The organism is Friedmanniella luteola (assembly GCF_900105065.1).
Lineage (GTDB): Bacteria > Actinomycetota > Actinomycetes > Propionibacteriales > Propionibacteriaceae > Microlunatus > Microlunatus luteolus.
In genome coordinates, this window is sequence record NZ_LT629749.1 from 3,085,434 (window position 1) to 3,103,632 (window position 18,199).

General features: G+C 74.2%; 18 protein-coding genes. 6 read left to right on the plus strand and 12 right to left on the minus strand.

Annotated elements, in window-relative coordinates:
* Positions 1-8: 8 nt before the first annotated feature.
* The 7 genes from BLT72_RS14540 to hrcA all read right to left on the minus strand — a co-directional run bounded on the left by BLT72_RS14540 (position 9) and on the right by hrcA (position 7,371).
* A complete protein-coding gene (locus BLT72_RS14540; protein WP_091417513.1) occupies positions 9-950 on the minus strand; it encodes a PhoH family protein in 942 nt (313 codons plus the stop codon).
* 324 nt (positions 951-1,274) lie between these two features.
* Positions 1,275-1,721 carry a DUF5709 domain-containing protein gene (locus BLT72_RS14550; RefSeq protein ID WP_231930067.1) on the minus strand — a complete coding sequence of 149 codons (447 nt, stop codon included), beginning with the start codon at positions 1,719-1,721 and terminating at the stop codon, positions 1,275-1,277.
* 61 nt (positions 1,722-1,782) lie between these two features.
* Positions 1,783-3,396, minus strand: coding sequence for a serine/threonine-protein kinase (locus BLT72_RS14555; protein ID WP_091413769.1), 1,614 nt, complete (start codon positions 3,394-3,396; stop codon positions 1,783-1,785).
* Between the two features lie 98 nt (positions 3,397-3,494).
* Complete coding sequence (locus BLT72_RS14560) at positions 3,495-4,325, minus strand: MBL fold metallo-hydrolase (RefSeq protein WP_091413771.1); 831 nt, start codon at positions 4,323-4,325, stop codon at positions 3,495-3,497.
* Between the two features lie 81 nt (positions 4,326-4,406).
* Positions 4,407-5,138: a 16S rRNA (uracil(1498)-N(3))-methyltransferase gene (locus BLT72_RS14565; RefSeq protein ID WP_091413772.1), complete on the minus strand. Its 732-nt coding sequence runs from the start codon at positions 5,136-5,138 to the stop codon at positions 4,407-4,409.
* A gap of 31 nt (positions 5,139-5,169) precedes the next feature.
* Positions 5,170-6,345: a molecular chaperone DnaJ gene (dnaJ, locus tag BLT72_RS14570; RefSeq protein ID WP_091413774.1), complete on the minus strand. Its 1,176-nt coding sequence runs from the start codon at positions 6,343-6,345 to the stop codon at positions 5,170-5,172.
* Positions 6,346-6,357: 12 nt separating this feature from the next.
* A complete protein-coding gene (gene hrcA / locus BLT72_RS14575; protein ID WP_091413777.1) occupies positions 6,358-7,371 on the minus strand; it encodes a heat-inducible transcriptional repressor HrcA in 1,014 nt (337 codons plus the stop codon).
* Positions 7,372-7,474: 103 nt separating this feature from the next.
* On the opposite strand from hrcA, the gene BLT72_RS14580 reads away from it, so the two are divergent.
* On the plus strand, positions 7,475-8,377 hold the full coding sequence (locus BLT72_RS14580; RefSeq protein WP_157720512.1) for an MBL fold metallo-hydrolase: 903 nt from the start codon (positions 7,475-7,477) through the stop codon (positions 8,375-8,377).
* Between the two features lie 88 nt (positions 8,378-8,465).
* The gene (locus BLT72_RS14585; RefSeq protein ID WP_091413781.1) at positions 8,466-9,497 is read left to right on the plus strand and encodes a substrate-binding domain-containing protein; all 1,032 of its coding nucleotides are present in this window, start codon (positions 8,466-8,468) and stop codon (positions 9,495-9,497) included.
* Between the two features lie 242 nt (positions 9,498-9,739).
* Here the strand turns inward: BLT72_RS14585 and BLT72_RS14590 are convergent, their stop codons facing one another.
* Positions 9,740-10,327 (minus strand): LON peptidase substrate-binding domain-containing protein, encoded by a 588-nt coding sequence (locus tag BLT72_RS14590; RefSeq protein ID WP_231930646.1) that lies wholly within the window; start codon positions 10,325-10,327, stop codon positions 9,740-9,742.
* Between the two features lie 99 nt (positions 10,328-10,426).
* Here BLT72_RS14590 and BLT72_RS14595 point away from each other — a divergent pair, with 99 nt between their 5' ends.
* Complete coding sequence (locus tag BLT72_RS14595) at positions 10,427-11,290, plus strand: DUF3097 domain-containing protein (protein WP_091413784.1); 864 nt, start codon at positions 10,427-10,429, stop codon at positions 11,288-11,290.
* Positions 11,291-11,304: 14 nt separating this feature from the next.
* Here the strand turns inward: BLT72_RS14595 and BLT72_RS22775 are convergent, their stop codons facing one another.
* The 4 genes from BLT72_RS22775 to BLT72_RS14610 all read right to left on the minus strand — a co-directional run bounded on the left by BLT72_RS22775 (position 11,305) and on the right by BLT72_RS14610 (position 15,002).
* Positions 11,305-11,886 carry an acetamidase/formamidase family protein gene (locus BLT72_RS22775; protein WP_197677046.1) on the minus strand — a complete coding sequence of 194 codons (582 nt, stop codon included), beginning with the start codon at positions 11,884-11,886 and terminating at the stop codon, positions 11,305-11,307.
* Positions 11,853-12,668: an acetamidase/formamidase family protein gene (locus BLT72_RS22780; RefSeq protein WP_197677047.1), complete on the minus strand. Its 816-nt coding sequence runs from the start codon at positions 12,666-12,668 to the stop codon at positions 11,853-11,855. Before BLT72_RS22780 ends, BLT72_RS22775 begins: the two co-directional genes overlap by 34 nt.
* A gap of 121 nt (positions 12,669-12,789) precedes the next feature.
* On the minus strand, positions 12,790-14,010 hold the full coding sequence (gene hemW / locus BLT72_RS14605) for a radical SAM family heme chaperone HemW (RefSeq protein ID WP_091413786.1): 1,221 nt from the start codon (positions 14,008-14,010) through the stop codon (positions 12,790-12,792).
* A 92-nt stretch (positions 14,011-14,102) separates the two neighbouring features.
* Positions 14,103-15,002, minus strand: a complete 900-nt coding sequence (locus BLT72_RS14610) for an NADP-dependent oxidoreductase (protein ID WP_091413788.1) — start codon at positions 15,000-15,002, stop codon at positions 14,103-14,105.
* 97 nt (positions 15,003-15,099) lie between these two features.
* On the opposite strand from BLT72_RS14610, the gene BLT72_RS14615 reads away from it, so the two are divergent.
* From BLT72_RS14615 to BLT72_RS14625, 3 genes are read left to right on the plus strand one after another with little or no spacing between them, the layout of a single operon-like run.
* Positions 15,100-16,395 (plus strand): ABC transporter substrate-binding protein, encoded by a 1,296-nt coding sequence (locus tag BLT72_RS14615; protein WP_091413791.1) that lies wholly within the window; start codon positions 15,100-15,102, stop codon positions 16,393-16,395.
* A 4-nt stretch (positions 16,396-16,399) separates the two neighbouring features.
* Entirely contained in the window at positions 16,400-17,368 is a 969-nt protein-coding gene (locus BLT72_RS14620; RefSeq protein WP_425349211.1) for a carbohydrate ABC transporter permease, read from the plus strand.
* Positions 17,365-18,192 carry a carbohydrate ABC transporter permease gene (locus BLT72_RS14625; protein WP_091413793.1) on the plus strand — a complete coding sequence of 276 codons (828 nt, stop codon included), beginning with the start codon at positions 17,365-17,367 and terminating at the stop codon, positions 18,190-18,192. The genes BLT72_RS14620 and BLT72_RS14625 overlap by 4 nt, the downstream gene beginning before the upstream one ends.
* Positions 18,193-18,199: the final 7 nt, after the last annotated feature.

The following is an 18,199-nucleotide window of genomic DNA, read 5'->3' on the forward strand; positions in this document are numbered from 1 at the left end:
GGGCGCCCTCACCGGTGGCCGCGCGCCACGGGCGGCGGCTGCTGGGCCTCGAACACGTCGTAGGCCGCCACGATCTTGCCGACCAGCTTGTGCCGGACGACGTCGTGGTTCGTGAGGTGGTTGAACGAGATGTCCGCGACGTCGTCGAGGATCGCCTGCACCTCGCGGAGCCCGCTGCGGGTGCCCCCCGGCAGGTCGACCTGGGTGACGTCGCCGGTCACCACGATCTTCGAGCCGAAGCCCAGCCGGGTCAGGAACATCTTCATCTGCTCCATCGAGGTGTTCTGGGCCTCGTCGAGGATGATGAAGGCGTCGTTCAGCGTGCGGCCGCGCATGTAGGCCAGCGGCGCGACCTCGATCGTCCCGGCGGTCAGCAGCCGCGGGATGGTGTTGGGGTCGAGCATGTCGTGCAGCGCGTCGTAGAGCGGGCGCAGGTACGGGTCGATCTTGTCGTTGAGCGTGCCGGGCAGGAAGCCCAGGTGCTCCCCGGCCTCGACGGCCGGCCGCGTCAGGATGATCCGGTTGACCTGCTTGTTCTGCAGCGCCTGCACCGCCTTGGCCACGGCCAGGTAGGTCTTGCCGGTACCGGCGGGGCCGATCCCGAAGACCACCGTGTGCTTGTCGATGGCGTCGACGTAGCGCTTCTGGTTCAGCGTCTTCGGCCGGATCGTCTTGCCGCGCGAGGACAGGATGTTCTGGGTGAGCACGTCGGAGGGGTGCGTCTCCTCGCGGCCGACGACCATCGCGCAGGTGCGCTCGACGGCGTCCGCCGTCAGGCCCTGCCCGGTGCGCAGCACCGTGACGAGCTCGGTCAGCACCTCGGCGGCGGCGTCGACCTCGGGGGCCGAACCGGTCAGGGTGATCTCGTTGCCGCGGACGTGGACGCCGGCGCTCAGCTCGCGCTCCAGGATCCGCAGGAACTCATCGCCGGGGCCCAGGATGTTGACCATGTCCACCGAGACCGGCACGGTCACGCGGCGGATCTCGTCCAGCGCGGGCTCCTCGGGGCGCGCGGCGCCGAGCGGGCGGGGCTGGGACGGGTCGTTGGTCCGGGCCGGGCTGTCTGTTCTGCTCAGGGGTTTCCTCGCTGTGAGGGGGCTGCCGGGGCAGCTCTCGGGGGTGGTCGCGATGACATCCTAGTCAACCGGCCCGTACGGCTGAAGATTCCCACGAGGGCGGGTGATCGGCGCCATGGTCTCCGCGCTCCCCCCGCACCCGTCGAAGGGCCCTCGACGGGCTCGGGCAGCGGTGGCCGGCTCAGGCGCCGGTGGTCGTCACACCTGGTCGTCGGGGACGATGTGCATGGCCGCCTCCTCGGCGGTGGCCGCGCCGGCGTCGATCCCGGCGTCGGTCGCCAGCAGGGAGCCCTCGTCGTCCGGCCCGATGCCCTCGTCGAGGTCCATCAGACGGCCGGCGCGCTCGTCGCCGGTCTCGGTGTCGAGGAAGTCGGACTCGTCGGAGACGCCGTCGTCGAGCCCCTTCTCCTGGTCGGTCTCGGCGTACGGGTCGGGCTCGGGGATCTCCTCCGACAGCCGGGCGTCCATCGAGTCGTGCTCACCCTCGCGCAGCAGCACCGAGGGCTTCTCCGGCGGGGAGTAGCCCTCGTCGAGGGCGTCGTCGACGCCCCGCTCCTCGAGGTTCGTCTGGGACTGCAGCTGGTCCTGGTCGAGCTGCTCCTCCCGGTCCGGGGTCTGCTCGTAGGACTGCGTCATGTCGCTCATGCCTCTACCCTGCCACGCCCGCCGGAGCGCTCGGCCCGGCCCTCCGGCGCGGACCGGTGCGTCAGCCGGTGGAGCTGATCACGGTGGAGTCGTCGATCTTGAGCACGCCGCCCTGCTCCACCAGCCGGAAGGACGTCCGCTCCCGCACCACCCGGTCGTCGTCGTAGGTGTAGGTGACCACGGCCTCCGCACCGCCCGGCGGGGTGCCCCGCACCGAGCGGACCGAGACCTCCTCGATCCCGTCCCAGAAGTTCTCGTACGCGTCCCGGCCACCCGTGGTGCCCGACTGGTAGCGCCCCGTCAGCAGCGGCCACGCCTCGTCGGTGTCGTCGGGCACCAGGCGGTAGTAGGTGCGGATGGCGGCGGCGAGATCGCCGGCCGTGGGCGCGCCGCCGTCCCGGCTCGGCGTCGGGGACGGCGTTGGCGTGGGCGTGCGGGTCGGCGTCGGCGTGGGGGTGGGCGTCGGTGAGGACACGGCGGTCGGGGTCGGGTCGGCGCTCGCGCTGTCCTGCGAGGGCGCCGGGCCGGCCGGGCTGGTGGCCGCCGAGGTCTGCGGGTCCGGCGTCGCCGTGCCCGTCGGGTCGGGGCGCAGCAGCGCCACCGCCAGGACGACGACCGCGACCAGCGCGACGAGCCCGAGCAGCACCGGGAGCAGGCCCCGCCGACGGCGGCGCTCCACCTCCCGGCCGCCGGGTACGACGACCGGGGACGGGGCCGGCGACGGCTCGGGGAGCGCGGTCGCCGGGAGCGGTGCGGCCGCGGGGACCGTGACCCGGGTGGTCTCCGCCACGGGCGCCGGCGTGCCCACGGCGGCCAGGGGCAGCGTCGGCGGCACCGGGTCGGCGGGCGCGGTGGGCTCGCCCCGGGTCGCGGCGAGCTCGTCGGCCACCTGCCGCATGGTGGGCCGGTCGTCGGGCTCCCGCGCGAGCATCCGGGTGAGCAGTGGTCCCAGGGCTCCGCTGCGACGCGGCGGCGGGTACTCCCCCGCGGCGACCCGGTGCAGCAGGGCGATGGAGTTCGAGTCCGTGCCGAACGGCGGCTCGCCCTCCAGGGCGGCGTACAACGTGGCGCCGAGGGAGTAGACGTCGGAGGCGGCGCTGGCGCTGGTCCCGCGCGCGACCTCGGGGGCGAGGTAGGCCGGGGTGCCGTGCAGCAGCCCGGTCGAGGTCAGCGTGGCGTCGCCGAGGGCGTGGGAGATGCCGAAGTCGCTGATCAGGGCCTCGCCGTCGTCGGCGACCAGGATGTTCCCGGGCTTGACGTCGCGGTGCACGATGCCGAGCTGGTGCGCGGCGGCGAGGGCGGAGGCCACCTCGGCGCCCAGCCGGGCCGCCTCGGCCGGGGAGAGCGGCCCGCCGTCGCGCAGCACCGCGGAGAGCGGCACGGAGGGGACGAACTGCATGATCAGGCAGGGTCGGCCCTCGTGCTCGACCACGTCGAAGACGGGGACGGCGTGGCGGTGGTGCAGCCGGGCGGTGATCCGGGCCTCCCGCATCGCCCGCTGGGTCGCGAGCTCGGCCTCCTCCTCGCTGACGCCGGCGTGCGTGCGGAGCTGCTTGAGGGCCACCCGGCGCTCCAGCCGCTCGTCCCAGGCCTCCCAGACGACGCCCATGCCACCGGAGCCGACCTTCTCGACGAGGCGGTAGCGGTCGCCGACGAGGGCCTGCGGCTCACTCACCCGAACTCCCCCTCCCGGACGGCCCCGCGGTCCGGGCACTTCGGCGAGGACCGAGACTACGGCACGGACCGGCCGGCTCGTGGCCGCTCCGGCCCTCGTCAACCCGTTCCGGTCAGGTGGTCGAAGTCGCCCCGGGTCCAGGCCACCACCCGGTCCGCCGAGCGCCGGACCCAGGCGGCGGCGTCGGCGCGCACCCGGCCACCGAAGTTGTCGTAGAGCCGGTCGAAGTCCAGCTCCAGGACCCGGTCGGCGACCCGGCCGACCACGGCGGCCGACAGCGGGATCTTGTTGGGGTAGCTGCGCAGGAAGGCGACCCAGTGCTCGTCGGGGGTGCCGGCCACGGTGTCGCCGGTCAGCAGCACGCCGCGGCCGTCGGCGCCGGTCAGGTGCAGCACCGCGCTGCCCGGGAAGTGGCCGCCGATGCGCACCAGGCGCACGCCGGGCACCGGCTCCACCGTCTCCTCGACCAGCCGCACGACCGGATCGGGCCGCTGCACCCAGCCGGCGTCGGCGGCCATCACGTGGACGGGGGCGTCGTCGAAGGCCCGCGACCAGGCGACCTGGGCACCGAACATGTGCGGGTGGCTGGCGGCGATGGCCGCCACCCCGCCGAGCGCGCGGACCTCCGCGACGAGGTCGTCGTCGAGGTAGCCCACGGGATCCCACAGCACGTTCCCGCCCGGCGTCCGGACGAGCAGCGCCCGCTGCCCGATGCCGACCTGCGGCTCGACGCTGATGCCGGTCAGCCCGGGCTCCACCTCCGCCAGCCGGCCGCGGTGCCCCTCGGCCCGCAGCTCGTCGAGCGTGGTCCAGCGCTGCCCCGCGGGGCGGACGTACTGGCGCTCGTCGCAGCAGATCGCGCAGGTGGCGGGGGGCGCGTCGGTGTCGGCGTGCTCGACGGCGCAGGTGCGGCAGGTCCAGACGGTCACGGGCTCCTCCTCGGCCTCCCCGCGCCGGGCCCGGCCGGGGTCTGGGGCCAGCCTGGCACCGGGCGGCCGGGCCCGCAGGTCTCAGCGCAGCAGCAGGCCGGCGACGGCGACCACGCCGGCGGTGGAGGTGCGCAGCACGGCGTCGCTGACCGAGACGGCGCGGGCGCCCGCGGCGGCGAACTGCTCCAGCTCCTCGGGCGTGATGCCGCCCTCGGGGCCGACGACGAGGGCGACGGTGCCGCGCTCGGGCAGGTCGACGTCGCGGAGGGCGGTGGTGGCGTCCTCGTGCAGCACGAGGGCCAGGTCGACGCCGGCCAGCTCCCGGCAGAGCCCGGCGGTGCTGAGCACCGGTCGCAGGGCCGGCTGGAGCAGGCGGCGGGACTGCTTGGTGGCCTCGCGGGCGGTGGAGCGCCAGCGACCGAGCGACTTCTCGCCGCGCTCGGCGGACCAGCGGACGATCGAGCGGGAGGCCTGCCACGGCCAGATCTCGCTGACCCCCACCTCGGTGAGCATCTCCACGGCGAGCTCGGACCGGTCGCCCTTGGCCAGCGCCTGCACGGCGACGACGCGCAGGGCCCGGTCGGGCGCGTCGAGGTGCTCGACCACCCGCAGCGTCAGCCCGGCCTTGGACGCGGCGGTCACCTCGGCGCGGACGCCGCGACCGCGGCCGTCGGCGACGAGCACCTGCTCGCCGGCGCCGATCCGGCGGACGACGGCGGCGTGCCGGCCCTCGTCACCGCCGAGCTCCAGCACCGCGCCCACCGCGGGCCGCGGGTCGGCCAGCGTCTCCAGCAGGAACAGCGGCGCGGTCACGACGTGCTCCCGGCCCCGTCGCCGACGACGGTCACTGCCCGGCGAAGGCGTCCCGCAGGCGGCCGAAGACGCCGCGGCCGTGCTTCTGCACGGTGCCCTCGGGGCCTGTCTCGCCGCGCAGCTCGGCGAGCTGGCGGACGAGCTCGCGCTGCTCCTCGTCCAGCCGGCTCGGGGTCTGCACCAGCAGCGTGACGCCCATCTGGCCACGGCCGTTGGACCGGAGCCGCGGCACGCCCTTGCCCTCCAGGGCGACGCGGGTGCCGGACTGGGTGCCGGCCGGGACGGTGACCTGGACGCTGCGGTCGGCCTCGTCGGCGTCCTCGAGGTCGGCCTCGAGCGTGGCCACGGACACCTCGGTGCCGAGCGCGGCCGCCGTCATCGGGATCTTGACGACCACCTCGAGGTCGTCGCCCTCGCGGCGGAACACCTCGTGCTGGGCGACCGCCAGCTCGACGTAGAGGTCGCCGGCCGGGCCGCCGCCGGGGCCCACCTCGCCGTGCGCGGCGAGGTGGATCCGGTTGCCGGTGCTGACCCCCGCCGGGATCTTGACGTTGATGGTGCGCGACGAGCGGATCCGGCCGTCGCCCGAGCACTCGACGCACGGGTTGGGGATGACCGTCCCGTAGCCGCGGCAGGTGGGGCACGGCTGGGTGGTGCGGATGTCGCCGATGAACGAGCGCTGGACGTGGGTCACGTCGCCCTGCCCGTGGCAGGTCCGGCAGGTCTCGGGCTCGGAGCCCTCCGTGGCGCCCGAGCCGCTGCAGCGCGGGCAGAGCACGGCGGTGTCGACCTGGAGCGGCTTGGTGGTGCCGAAGGCGGCCTCGGCCAGCTCGAGCGACAGCCGCACCAGGGCGTCCTGGCCGCGCCGCACCCGGGAGCGCGGGCCGCGGGTGGTCTGCTGCCCGAACATGGCGTCGACCAGGTTGGTGAAGTCGAAGCCGCCGGCCTGGCCGCCGAAGCCGCCGCCCCCGCCGAAGCCGCCCATCCCGCCGCCGAGCGGGTCGCCGCCGCGGTCGTAGAGGTCGCGCTTCTTCGGGTCCTGCAGCACCTCGTAGGCCTCGGCGACCTTCTTGAACCGGTCGCCGGCGTCGGCCTCCGTGGCCACGTCGGGGTGCAGCTTCATGGCCAGCTGGCGGTAGGCCTTCTTGATCTGCTCCGGCGTCGCGTCCCGCGTGACGCCGAGGATCTCGTAGTAGTCAGAGCTCATGGTGTGGGGTGATCATCCTTCGGAGAGGAAACGGCCTACGTAGCGGGCGACGGCACGCACCGAGGCCATGGTGGAGGGGTAGTCCATCCGGGTGGGGCCGACGACGCCCAGCGTGGCGAAGATGTCGAGCTGGCTGCCGTAGCCGCTCGCGACGACCGACGTCGACTGTAGTTCCTTGTACGGGTTCTCCTGGCCGATGCGCACGGTGACGGCGTCGGCCGTGGTGGCCTCGCCCATCAGCTTGAGCAGCACGACCTGCTCCTCCAGCGCCTCGAGGACCGGCTTGACCGTCGTCTCGAACTCGGCGCCGTAGCGGGTGAGGTTGGGCATGCCCCCGACGACCATCCGGGTGGAGGTCTCGCTGCTGAGCATCTCGAGCAGGGTGGCCGCGGCCACCTGGCCGATCGCGCCGAGCTCGGGCGGCAGCTCGTCGACCAGCGCGCTGAGCCGCGCGGCCGCGACGGACGACGGGTGGCCGACCGTGGCGGCGTTCAGCTGGGCGCGCAGCGACGCCAGCGTCTCGGTCTCGTGGTCGGGGAGCTCCAGCGCGCGCTGCTCGATCCGACCGGTGGAGGTGATGAGGATGAGGAGCATCCGCGAGCTGGAGAGCGAGACGACCTCGACGTGCCGCACCGTGGAGTGGCTGAGGGTCGGGTACTGCACGATCGCCACCTGCTGGGTGACCTGGGCGAGCAGCCGCACCGTGCGCAGCAGGACGTCGTCGAGGTCGGCCGCGCCGGAGAGGAAGGTGTGGATGGCCTTCTGCTCGGCCGGCGACAGGGGTTTGACCGTGCCGAGCCGGTCGACGAAGAGCCGGTAGCCCTTGTCGGTGGGGATCCGGCCGGCGCTGGTGTGGGGCTGGGTGATGTAGCCCTCCTCCTCCAGCGCGGCCATGTCGTTGCGGACGGTGGCCGGGGAGACGCCGAGGTCGTGCCGCTCCACCAGGGCCTTGGAGCCCACCGGCTCCTGGCTGGACACGTAGTCGGTCACGATGGCGCGCAGCACCTCGAGCTTGCGGTCGTCCATGTCCCCTCCTCGTGTCGGGTCGCGGGCGGTCGGCGGTGCGGGCGTCGGACGCCCGCGCGCGGCCGGGTTGGCACTCAGATGGCCAGAGTGCCAGTCTAGCGGGATGGACCAGCAGCCGACGGCAGGCCAGCCCCGGCAGGGCGGCGCGGCCCCGCCGTTCTCGCTCGGCCCCTGGCGGGAGGTGGCCGAGGGCGTCCTCGTCTGCGTAGCCGAACCCGACGCCGTGAACCTGGGCCTGGTGCTGGGCCGCACCGGAGCCCTCCTCGTCGACACCGGCTCGAGCCCGGAGCAGGGGGCCGCGGTGCGGGCCGCGGTGGCCGCCGCGACGGACCTGCCCCTGGTGGGCGTCGTCGTCACCCACGCCCACCCCGACCACGCGTTCGGGCTGGCCGCCTTCGGTGACGTGCCCACCCTGGGCCACGAGACCCTGCCCGCCGCGCTGGCCTCCGCGGTCTCGGCGGGGGCCGCCCGGGCCCTCGGCGTCGACCCGGCGGCCCTGGCGCCGCCCGCGCGGGAGATCGCCGTCGCCGTGGCCGTCGACCTCGGCGACCGGCGCGTCGAGGTGGCCCACCTCGGGCCGGGGCACACCGAGGGCGACCTCGTGGTCGTCGTCCCGGACGCCGACCTGCTGTTCGTCGGGGACCTCGTCGAGTCCGCGCCGACGCCCGAGACGGCGGCCCCGTGGTGGGGTCCGGACAGCGTGCCGCACGCCTGGGGCGCCACCCTGGACGGGGTGATCGGGCTGATGACCGCCGGCACCCGGGCCGTGCCGGGGCACGGCGACCTCGTGGACCGCGAGTTCGTCTTCGGCACCCGCGGCCGGGTGGCCGCCGTCTCCGGGGAGCTGACCCACCTGGTCGAGTCCGGCGTGGCGGAGGCCGACGCGCTGGCCCGCGGCAGCTGGCCCTACCCCGCCGAGCACGTCGCCGGCGCCGTGGCCCCCGGGTACGCGGCGCTGGCCGGCCGCGGCGTCAAGGGCACCCGACCGACGCTGCCGCTCGCGTGAGCGTCCCCCCGCCCCCCACGGGGTCAGACTGGGTGCCGGTCGGGACCGGCGCACGTCCCGACCAGCCAGCAGGAAGGGGCGGACGACGATGGGCCGGGTGACGGTGAAGACGCTGGCGGCGACGCTGGGCGTCTCCCCCGCGACGGTCTCGAACGCCTACAACCGCCCCGACCAGCTCTCCCGCGAGCTGCGCGAGCGGATCCTGGCCACCGCCACCGAGCTGGGCTACGCCGGCCCCGACGCGGCGGCCCGGACCCTGCGCGTCGGCCGCTCGGGCGCCGTCGGGGTGCTGCTGACCGAGCAGCTCTCCTACGCCTTCTCCGACCCCTTCGCCGTGGAGTTCCTCACCGGGCTGAGCGAGGTCGTGGAGCAGCACCAGACGAGCGTGCTGCTGATGCCGCTGGCGTTCTCCGAGCAGGGGCCCGACGTCACCGCGATCCAGCGGGCCAGCATCGACGCGCTCACGATCATGTGCCTGCCGGAGCAGCACCCCGCGGCCGCCGTCGCCCGCGCCCGCGGCATCCGCTTCGTCGGCACCGACATCCGCGACGACCCGGAGGCGTCCTGGGTGGCCATCGACGACCTGCGCGGCGGCGTGCTGGTGGGCGAGCACCTGGCCGCGCTGGGTCACCGCGACGTGGCGGTGCTGGTGGAGCGGAACGCCCCGGCCGGCCGCGAGGTGGTCGAGCTCGACCCGGCCGAGGTCACGTTCCTCGACTACGCCTCCCGGCTGCGCGGGCTGCAGCAGAGCCTGCCCGGCCGGATCACCCTGGTCTCCGGCGGGCACAACGCGCTGGCGTCCGGCGCCGCCGCCGCCCGCGCGCTGATGCAGCGGCCGGAGCCGCCGACGGCGGTGGTCGGCCTCAGCGACGTGCTCGCCCTGGGCGCGCTGACGGCGCTGGCCGAGCTGGGCGTCGACGTCCCCGGCCGGGTGTCGGTGTGCGGCTTCGACGACATCGCCGACGCGGCGGCCCGGGACCTGACCACGGTCCGGCAGCCGATCCGCGAGCGGGGCCGCCAGGTCGGCCGCCTGCTGGTGGACGCCGACGCCGCGCCGCGCCAGGTCCTGCTCCCCATCGAGCTGGTCCAGCGAGCCTCGACGGGGCCCGCCGCCCGCTGAGTCACCAGCCCGATCCTGCACCCGCGGCCTGACCGCACCGTCGCCTGAGCTGGTCGACGGCGCTTCGACGAGCTCAGGGAGCGCGGGTCGAGCACGGCGAGCGGGTCACGGCGCCGCCGACCAGGCACCCGGATCTCGCGCCGCTGTCCGGACGACCGGACGGGCAGGACACGCTCCTCGTCCTGCCCGGGAGGGAGGAGGACAGGGGGCCCGAGCGAGATCCGCGACCGAGCGGAGCGAGGTCAGAATTGCAGGGCGGCGTCCTCCGTCAGCTCCGCCAGCGTCTGCAGCAGCGCCTCCGCCGACTCCGCCCGCAGCAGCCGGACCTGGTCCAGGGCGGTCAGCGGGGCGATCGCCGCCAGCTGCCAGAGGGCGGGCACCGGTTCGTCGGCCAGCTCGACGTCGGCGGGCCACACGTCCTCGGCGAACTCGCTGGCCCGGGCCAGCGTGCGGCGGACCAGCTGCTCGGTCTCGGCGCGCAGCGGCTCCAGGGCCTCGTCCCAGACCAGCTCGGGCAGCACCCGCACCACCGCGCGGGGGTACGGCTCGTCCGGCAGCCAGTCCTCGACCTCGAACCGCTCACCGCCCTGCGCCCCCAGGCCCACCATGCCGTCCTCGGCCTGGATCTGGGCCACGTCGGCCGTGGTGCCCACGCCGAAGCGGTGCTCGCCGCCGCCCACCTCGAAGCCGCGCTCGATCAGCACGACACCGAAGCGGGTGTCCTGCGCCCGGACGAGCTCCGACAGCATGACGAGGTAGCGCTCCTCGAACACCCGCAGCCGCAGCGGCATGTGCGGGAACAGCACGGACCCGAGGGGGAACATCGACATCACCGGCACGGGCCCAGACAACCACCGCGGGCAAGCCGGCGGGCACCACCCCGTCGTCAGGTCCCCGGCTGCCGGGCCCGGCTCGCCTACGCTCAGCCGGTGAGCTCTCCGACCGACCGCTACGCGACCGACGTCCTGGCCACCGGCTGGCAGCAGGCCGGCAAGCCCGTCAGCACCGAGCTGGCCGTGAAGCCGGGCCAGGTGCTGGAGGACGCGACCACCGGCTTCGTCGGGGCCGTCGTCCGGGTGGAGCGCGGCATCGTCGTGCTGGAGGACCGCCGGGGCAAGCTGCGCAGCTTCCCGCTCGGCGCGGGGTTCCTGGACGAGGGGAAGCCGGTGACCCTCGTCGTCGCGGCCCGGGCGGCCACCAGCGCCCCGCGGCGGACGGCGTCGGGCTCCGTGGCCGGACCGGCCGAGCGCGCGAAGGTGGCCCTGCCCAGCCGGATCTACGTCGAGGGCCGCCACGACGCCGAGCTGGTCGAGCGGATCTGGGGGGAGGACCTGCGGCACGTCGGCGTCGTCGTGGAGTACCTCGGCGGCATCGACGACCTGCCGGCCATCGTCGAGGAGTTCGCGCCCGAGCGCGGCCGCCGGCTCGGCGTGCTGGTGGACCACCTGGTGCCGGGCAGCAAGGAGAGCCGGATCGCCGCCCAGGTCGAGCGCGGCCGCGGCGGCGGCTACGTGCAGGTCCTCGGCCACCCCTACGTCGACATCTGGCAGGCGGTGAAGCCCGAGCGGGTGGGCCTCAAGGTCTGGCCGCAGATCCCCCGCGACGTCGAGTGGAAGCACGGCATCTGCGAGGTGCTGCGGCTGCCGCACGCCGAGCAGGCCGACATCGCCGCCGCCTGGAAGATGATCCTGGGCCGGGTCCGCTCCTGGAACGACCTGGAGCGGCCGCTGCTCACCACCGTCGAGCAGCTGATCGACTTCGTCACCCAGGACCACCCGCTGCCGGAGGGCTGAGCGCCGCCACCGCCCTACCGGAAGTGCGACTTCTGGATGACCGCGTGCACGCCGACGGTGCGGTCGACCACCTGGGAGACGACGAAGTCGGCCGCCGCCGACAGGTAGGCGTAGGCGACCGCCCGCTCCATCCCGAGGTCGTCCTGCAGGAAGTCCAGGGCGTTGACCACGGCCCTGCGCATGGCGATGTCGAGGTCGTTGACCTGGCCGCCGACGACGCCGTCCGGGTCGGACAGCCCGATCGGGACCCAGGACCGGGCGTTCTCGGCGAAGGGGTAGCCGTAGGCGACCGACGGCACCCCGCTGGCGCCCGGCCGGCACACCGTGAGCCGGAAGGTGGCGCGCAGCGAGCCCTCCATCGCGGTCAGCGCCACCTCGCCGTCGCCCATCGCCAGGTGCGGGTCGCCGACGTAGAACAGGGCGCCCTCGTCGAAGACGGGCAGGTAGAAGGTGGAGCCCGGGCCCAGCAGGCTGATGTCGATGTTGCCGCCGCCCAGCGTCGGCGGGATCGAGTTGACCTGCGGGGCGTTGAGGTTTTCGGCCGGCGCCGAGGCCACGCCCATCATCCCCATGAAGGGGTTGAGCGGGAACCGCACGGCCCCGTCCGAGCGGTCCATCCGGCCGTACAGCCGGCCCCGCCGGCTCTCGACGGGGGTGAAGACCGAGACGTTGCCGTAGCGGGTGGGGTCACCGGTGGCGCGGCCGTCGGTCGACACGGGCGGCATGACCTCGTCGAGCGCGTGATCCCGGCCGGCGCGGTCCGGCCCGGGCCCTGCGGCAGCGCGCCCTTGCCGTGCCGGCTGGAGACGACGCCGTAGGGCACCCGCGGCACCGCCGCCAGCGTCTCGACCTTGAGCACGTCGCCGGGGCGGGCCCCGCGGACGTAGATCGGGCCCAGCACCACGTGCGGGCCGTCGACGTCGAAGTCGCGGGGCGTCCGGTCGTAGTCACGGGCGACGGCCACCGCGTCGTCCAGCACCTCGCGGGGACGGACGCCCTGCCCGGCGAAGAACGCCCGCGGGTCGCGGCCCTGGTCCTCGAGGATGCCCTCGTGGGAGAGGGCGTCGATCGTGACGGTCTCGCCCGACCCCATCTCCAGCACCGGCTCGGCGCCGATCGCGGGCACGTACCCCCAGAGCACCTCGTCGGCCTCCGGGCTGAGGTAGTGGTCCCCGGTGATCCGGCCGGTGCCGGGCTGCAGCACCTGGAGCCCGCCCCGGTACCCGCTGCCCGCGCGGGGGGCGGCGGTGGCGGCGACGGGAGCGCCGGCCGTGACGGTCGCGGCGGCGCCCAGGGACGCCGCCGTCCGCAGCAGGTTGCGCCGGCCGATGCCCTTCTCGATGGTCTCGGCGGCCTCGCGGCCCTCGGATGTCGGCACGGTGAGCTCCCTCGTCTCGGTGAGCCCGGTGGCTCGACCCCGACGCTAGAGATGCCGTGTTGCGGCGCGGCGTCGTCCCCGTTGCGGTCGGGTCACCGGAGGCCCGCCGCCCTCTCGGCCGCTAGTCGAGCAGGTCGCGGACCACGCCGTCGGCCAGCAGCCGGCCGGTCAGGGTGAGCACCAGGGTGTCCGCCGCGCTGACCGCGGCGAGCCCGCGGGCCACCAGGTCGGGGACGCGGCGCCGCTCGGACGGCGTCAGCACCGCGAGGTCGAGCCCGTCGGACAGCCGCAGCTCCAGCAGCACGCGCTCGACCCGGCGGTCGTCGGCGTCGAGGAGCTCACGGGCGTGCGCCGGCGACACCCCGGCGGCGATCCGGCCGGCGTAGGCAGCCGGGTGCTTGACGTTCCACCAGCGGACGCCGCCGACGTGGCTGTGCGCCCCCGGTCCGACACCCCACCACGCGTGCCCGCGCCAGTAGGCGAGGTTGTGCCGGCACCGGTGCTCCTCGCCGCGGGCCCAGTTGCTCACCTCGTAGGCGGTGTGGCCGGCGGCGGTCAGCCGCTCCTGCGCCAGCAGGTACTTGTCGGCCAGGTCGTCGTCGTCGGTCATCGGCAGCCGGCCGCGACGGACCTGGGCGGCCAGCCGGGTGCCGTCCTCGACGATCAGGGCGTAGGCGCTGACGTGGTCCGGCTCCGCGGCCAGGGCGGCGTCGAGGCTGGTGGCCCAGTCGTCCAGGGACTCCCCCGGCGTGCCGTAGATGAGGTCGAGGCTGACGCTGTCGAAGCCCGCCGCCCGCGCCTCGGCCACGGCCTGCTGCGGCCGGCCCGGGGAGTGGACGCGGTCGAGCGTGGCCAGCACGTGCGGGACCGCCGACTGCATGCCGAAGGAGATCCGGGTGAAGCCCGCCTCCCGCAGGGCGGCGAGGTCGGCGGCGTCGACGGACTCGGGGTTGGACTCGGTCGTCACCTCCGCGTCCGGGGCCAGCCCGAGGTGCTCGCGGACCGCGTCCAGCAGCAGCGCCAGGTCGGCCGGCGGCAGCAGGGTGGGGGTGCCGCCGCCCACGAAGACCGTGCTGACCGGTGGCGCCTCCGGGCCCAGCACCCGGGCAGCGAGCGCCAGCTCGCGGGCGGCGGTCTCGGCGTAGCCCGCCTGCGAGGCGCCGGGCTCGGGGCCCAGCTCGGTGGCGGTGTAGGTGTTGAAGTCGCAGTAGCCGCAGCGGGTGGTGCAGAACGGCACGTGCAGGTAGACGCTCAGCGGCGCCGCGGCCACCTCGGCCCGCGCCGCCGCGGGCAGGGCGCCGTCGGCCGGGGCCGGGACGCCGTCGGGCAGGGCGGAGGGCATCGGAGAAGCCTAGTCGGCGCATCGCCCGGCCCGTGCCGGACTTCTGGCGGTCAGACCACCGCTGAGGTGGTCCAGCCGCCAGAAGTCCGCCGTCACGGCAGCAGGACGAGCTTCCCGCGGACGTGGCCGGACTCGGAGATCTCGACGGCCTCCCGGGCCCGCTCCAGCGGGAAGGTCTGCACCTTCACGACCAGGTCGTTGCTCTGCAGGAGCCGCGCTCCCTCGGCCAGCGCGGCGGCCCGGTCGATCTCCCCGCCGGTGGTGAGGCGGATGCCGGAGTCCCCGAGGTCGAACTGGGCGATGGTGAGGGCCTGCGCGGGGTCCGCGACCATCGATGCGAGCGTCGTCGGCGGGGTCTTGCCCGCCACGTCGAGGACGGCGTCCAGGCCCTGCGGCGCGACCGCGCGGACGCGCTCGGCGAGCCCCTCGCCGTAGAGCACGGGCAGCGCGCCGATCTCGGTGAGGTAGCCCTGGTTGGCCTCGCCGGCGCTGGCGACGACGGTGGCCCCGCGGCTGACGGCGATCTGCACGGCGACCGCGCCGACGCCCCCGGCCCCGCCGTCGACGAGGACGGTGCTGCCGCGGCCGACACCCAGCAGGTCCAGCCCACGGATGGCGGTCTCGACGGCGACGCCCGCGCCCGCGGCGACGGCCCAGTCGACCGACGCGGGCTTGGCGGCCCAGGCGTCCAGCACCGCGAGCTCGGCGTGGGTGGCGTTCCCGAGCCCGAAGACGTCGTCGCCGATGGCGGTGCCGGTGACGCCCTCCCCCACCTCGTCGACGACGCCGGCGGCCTCGAAGCCGGTGCGGCCGGGTCCCTCCAGCGGCGCGCCCTGGCTCAGGTAGCCGGCGCGGAGCTTCCAGTCGAGCGGGTTGAGGCCCGCCGCACGGACCTGGACGCGGACCTGCCCGGGGCCCGCGTGCGGCTCGGGGGCGTCGCCCACCGTCAGCACCTCGGGACCGCCGTAGGCGGAGAACTGCAGAGCCTTCAACGTCGAACCTCCTGCTCGAGAGCGCCCCGCGGCGCTCGACCGGTGGACGGTCCGAGCCACGGCGGACCGGTCCTGTCGCAGGAACTAGAGTCCGCCTATGGCTATTCCGCGTCGACGGTTCTTGTCCCTCTCCGGCGGTCTCGCCGCCGCTGCCGCTGCCGGCCTCTCGGCCTGCGGCAGCAACACGGGTCGCCCCGAGCCCGGCGCGTCCGGCAGCGCCAGCGCGAGCGCCTCTGGCGGCGGCCGGGCCCAGCTGAGCCAGTGGTACCACGAGTACGGCGAGGACGGCGTCGAGGACGCCGTCAAGCGCTACGCGGCCGCCTACGACCAGGCGGAGGTCACCGTCAAGTGGAACCCCGGTGAGTACGAGAAGCTGGTCTCGGCCGCCCTGCTGACCGACGACGTCCCCGACGTCTTCGAGTACGGCAACGGACCGACGCTGGACATGATCAAGGCCGGCCAGGTGCTGGACCTCACCGACACCCTCGGCGACGCCCGGTCCCAGTTCGCGCCGTCGGTGCTGGCCGCGATGACGTGGGACGACAAGGTCTGGGCCGTCCCGCAGACCGTCGACATGCAGATGCTGTACTACCGCCGCTCCATGCTGGAGAAGGCCGGTCTGCAGCCGCCGCAGACGATGGCCGAGCTGATCACCGCCGCGCGCGCCCTGCAGAGCAAGGACATCGGCGGCTTCTTCGCCGGCAACGACGGCGGCGTCGGCGTCCTCGGCAACCAGCTGATCTGGGCCGCCGGGCTGGAGCAGATCAACGCCGAGAAGACAGGCATCGGCTTCGACAGCCAGGCGATGTACGACGGCCTCGACCAGTTCCGCGCCCTGCACGAGGACGGCCTGCTGGCCAGCGCGTCGAAGGACTGGTTCGACGCGGCCCCGTTCGTCAACGAGGAGACCGCCATGCAGTGGACGGGCCTCTGGGTGCTGCCCGAGATCCAGGACACCTTCGGCGACGACTTCGGCGTCGTGCCGTTCCCCGCCATCGGGCCCTCGGGCCGGCAGGTCGTCCCCTTCGGCGCGTTCAGCTCCTGCGTGGCCGCCAAGGGCAAGAACCCCGACGCGGCCAAGGCCTTCGTCAAGTGGCTGTGGGTGGACCAGGAGGCCGACCAGGTCGACTTCTCCAACAGCTACGGGACGCACATCCCGGCCAAGCCCGCCCTGGCCGCCCAGGCGACCAAGCTGGCCGAGGGCGCCGGCAAGGACGCCGCGACCTTCGTCACCGACTTCGGCCACGCCCCGAGCCTGCTGTGGACCCCCGCGATCCTGCAGGCCTACACCGGTGCGGTGACCAACGTCGTCAACAAGGGGGCGGACCCGCAGAAGGAGCTCGCCGCGGTGGCCGCCAAGGCCACGGCGGAGCTCGAGCGCGTCAACGGCTGAGACGGTGACCGCTGCCCCGACCGCACCCGCGCGCGCCCTGCGCCGCGGCCCGCAGCCGCGGAAGGCCCGCACCCTGCAGCAGAACCGCAACCGGTGGTTCTGGGTGTTCGTCGGGCCGTTCCTGGCCGGCCTGCTGGTCTTCGTCTACGTGCCGATCCTGTGGAGCGTCTACCTCTCGTTCTTCGACGCCCGCAACACGGTCACGCCGACGAAGTTCGTGGGGTTCGGCAACTACGTCTACCTGCTGCAGGACCCGGCGTTCGTCTCCAGCATGGGCACGTTCCTGGTGTTCGCGGCGTTCATCGTGCCCGTCACGTTCGCCTGCTCGCTGGGGCTGGCCCTGCTGGTCAACCGGGCGCGGGTGGCCCAGGCGTTCTTCCGCTCGGCCTTCTTCCTGCCCACCGCCTGCTCCTACGTGATCGCGGCCATGATCTGGCGGCTGTCCTTCTTCAACGGCGCCCGCTTCGGCCTGGCCAACTCCCTGCTGCGCTCGCTCGGCTTCGAGAACGTCAACTGGCTGGGCGGCGGCAACTACGGCTACTGGGTGGTGCTGGTCAGCCTGCGGCTGTGGCTGCAGGTCGGCTTCTACATGATCCTGTTCCTGGCCGGCCTCCAGCGGATCCCGACCGACACCTACGAGGCCGCCGCCATCGACGGCGCCGTGGGCTGGAAGGTGTTCCGCTGGATCACGCTGCCGCAGCTGCGGGCGACGTCGGTGGCGGTGGTCCTGCTGCTGCTGATCGCCGCCTTCCAGGCGTTCGACGAGTTCTACAACACCCTGATCTCCGTCGGCGGCTACCCGCCGTTCGCCCGCCCGCCGCTGGTCTACCTCTACCTGATCTCGCTCGGCGGGGGCAGCCAGGACCTGGGGCTGGGCAGCGCCGGGACGATCATCCTCACGGCCGTCGTGGTGGTCATCGGCGTCGTCCAGCTCAAGATCTTCTCCGTCGGCGGCCGGGAGGACCGGGCATGAGGTCCTCCCGCGGGGTGTCCGCGCTGCGCTACGTGGTGCTGAGCGTGCTGGCCCTGCTGTTCCTGCTGCCCTTCTACGTGCTGCTGCGCAACGGGTTCTCGAGCGAGCGCCTGATGGCCGCGGCGCAGTGGCGCTGGCTGCCCGACGAGGTCAACCTCACGAACCTACGCGAGCTGTTCGCCAACGACAGCATCCGGATGGCCCGCAGCATGGCCAACTCCGCCGTCGTCGCGGTCGTGCAGACGCTGGCCACCGTGGTGATCTCAGCGCTGGCCGGCTACGGCCTGGCCCGGATCGACCACCGGCTCAGCCGGCTCGTCCTCGGGCTGACGGTGCTGACGCTGATGGTCCCGGCGGCGGTGACCTTCATCCCCAGCTTCGTGCTGGTCTCCACCCTGGGCTGGATCTCCACGCTCCGCGGGCTGATCATCCCCGTGCTGTTCTCGGCGTTCGCGACGTTCCTGTTCCGGCAGTTCTTCCTCGGCTTCCCCCGCGAGCTCGAGGAGGCCGCCTACATCGACGGGGCCGGGTACTGGCGGACCTTCTGGCGGGTGGTGATGCCCAACACCTACGGCATCTGCGCCGCCGTCGGGACCATCACCTTCATCGGCTCGTGGAACGCCTTCCTGTGGCCGCTGCTGATCGGCCAGGACCGCGACTTCCGCACCGTCCAGGTGGCGCTCAGCCAGTTCATGTCCAGCCAGCGGATCGACATGCCGCAGCTCTTCGTCGGCGCCGCCGTGGCGATCCTGCCGGTGCTGCTGGTCTTCCTGTTCCTCCAGCGCTACCTGGTGCAGGGCGTGGAGCGTTCGGGCATCGACTGACTGGCGC

What these genes read in the sequence shown, in the direction of transcription:
- BLT72_RS14540 (WP_091417513.1), bottom strand. Translation starts at nt 950, where the DNA reads ATGGTCAACATCCTGGGCCCCGGCGATGAGTTCCTGCGGATCCTGGAG.
- BLT72_RS14550 (WP_231930067.1), bottom strand. Translation starts at nt 1,721, where the DNA reads ATGAGCGACATGACGCAGTCCTACGAGCAGACCCCGGACCGGGAGGAG.
- dnaJ (WP_091413774.1), bottom strand. Translation starts at nt 6,345, where the DNA reads ATGAGCTCTGACTACTACGAGATCCTCGGCGTCACGCGGGACGCGACG.
- hrcA (WP_091413777.1), bottom strand. Translation starts at nt 7,371, where the DNA reads ATGGACGACCGCAAGCTCGAGGTGCTGCGCGCCATCGTGACCGACTAC.
- BLT72_RS14580 (WP_157720512.1), top strand. Translation starts at nt 7,475, where the DNA reads ATGGACCAGCAGCCGACGGCAGGCCAGCCCCGGCAGGGCGGCGCGGCC.
- BLT72_RS14585 (WP_091413781.1), top strand. Translation starts at nt 8,466, where the DNA reads ATGGGCCGGGTGACGGTGAAGACGCTGGCGGCGACGCTGGGCGTCTCC.
- BLT72_RS14590 (WP_231930646.1), bottom strand. Translation starts at nt 10,327, where the DNA reads ATGTCGATGTTCCCCCTCGGGTCCGTGCTGTTCCCGCACATGCCGCTG.
- hemW (WP_091413786.1), bottom strand. Translation starts at nt 14,010, where the DNA reads ATGCCCTCCGCCCTGCCCGACGGCGTCCCGGCCCCGGCCGACGGCGCC.
- BLT72_RS14615 (WP_091413791.1), top strand. Translation starts at nt 15,100, where the DNA reads ATGGCTATTCCGCGTCGACGGTTCTTGTCCCTCTCCGGCGGTCTCGCC.
- BLT72_RS14625 (WP_091413793.1), top strand. Translation starts at nt 17,365, where the DNA reads ATGAGGTCCTCCCGCGGGGTGTCCGCGCTGCGCTACGTGGTGCTGAGC.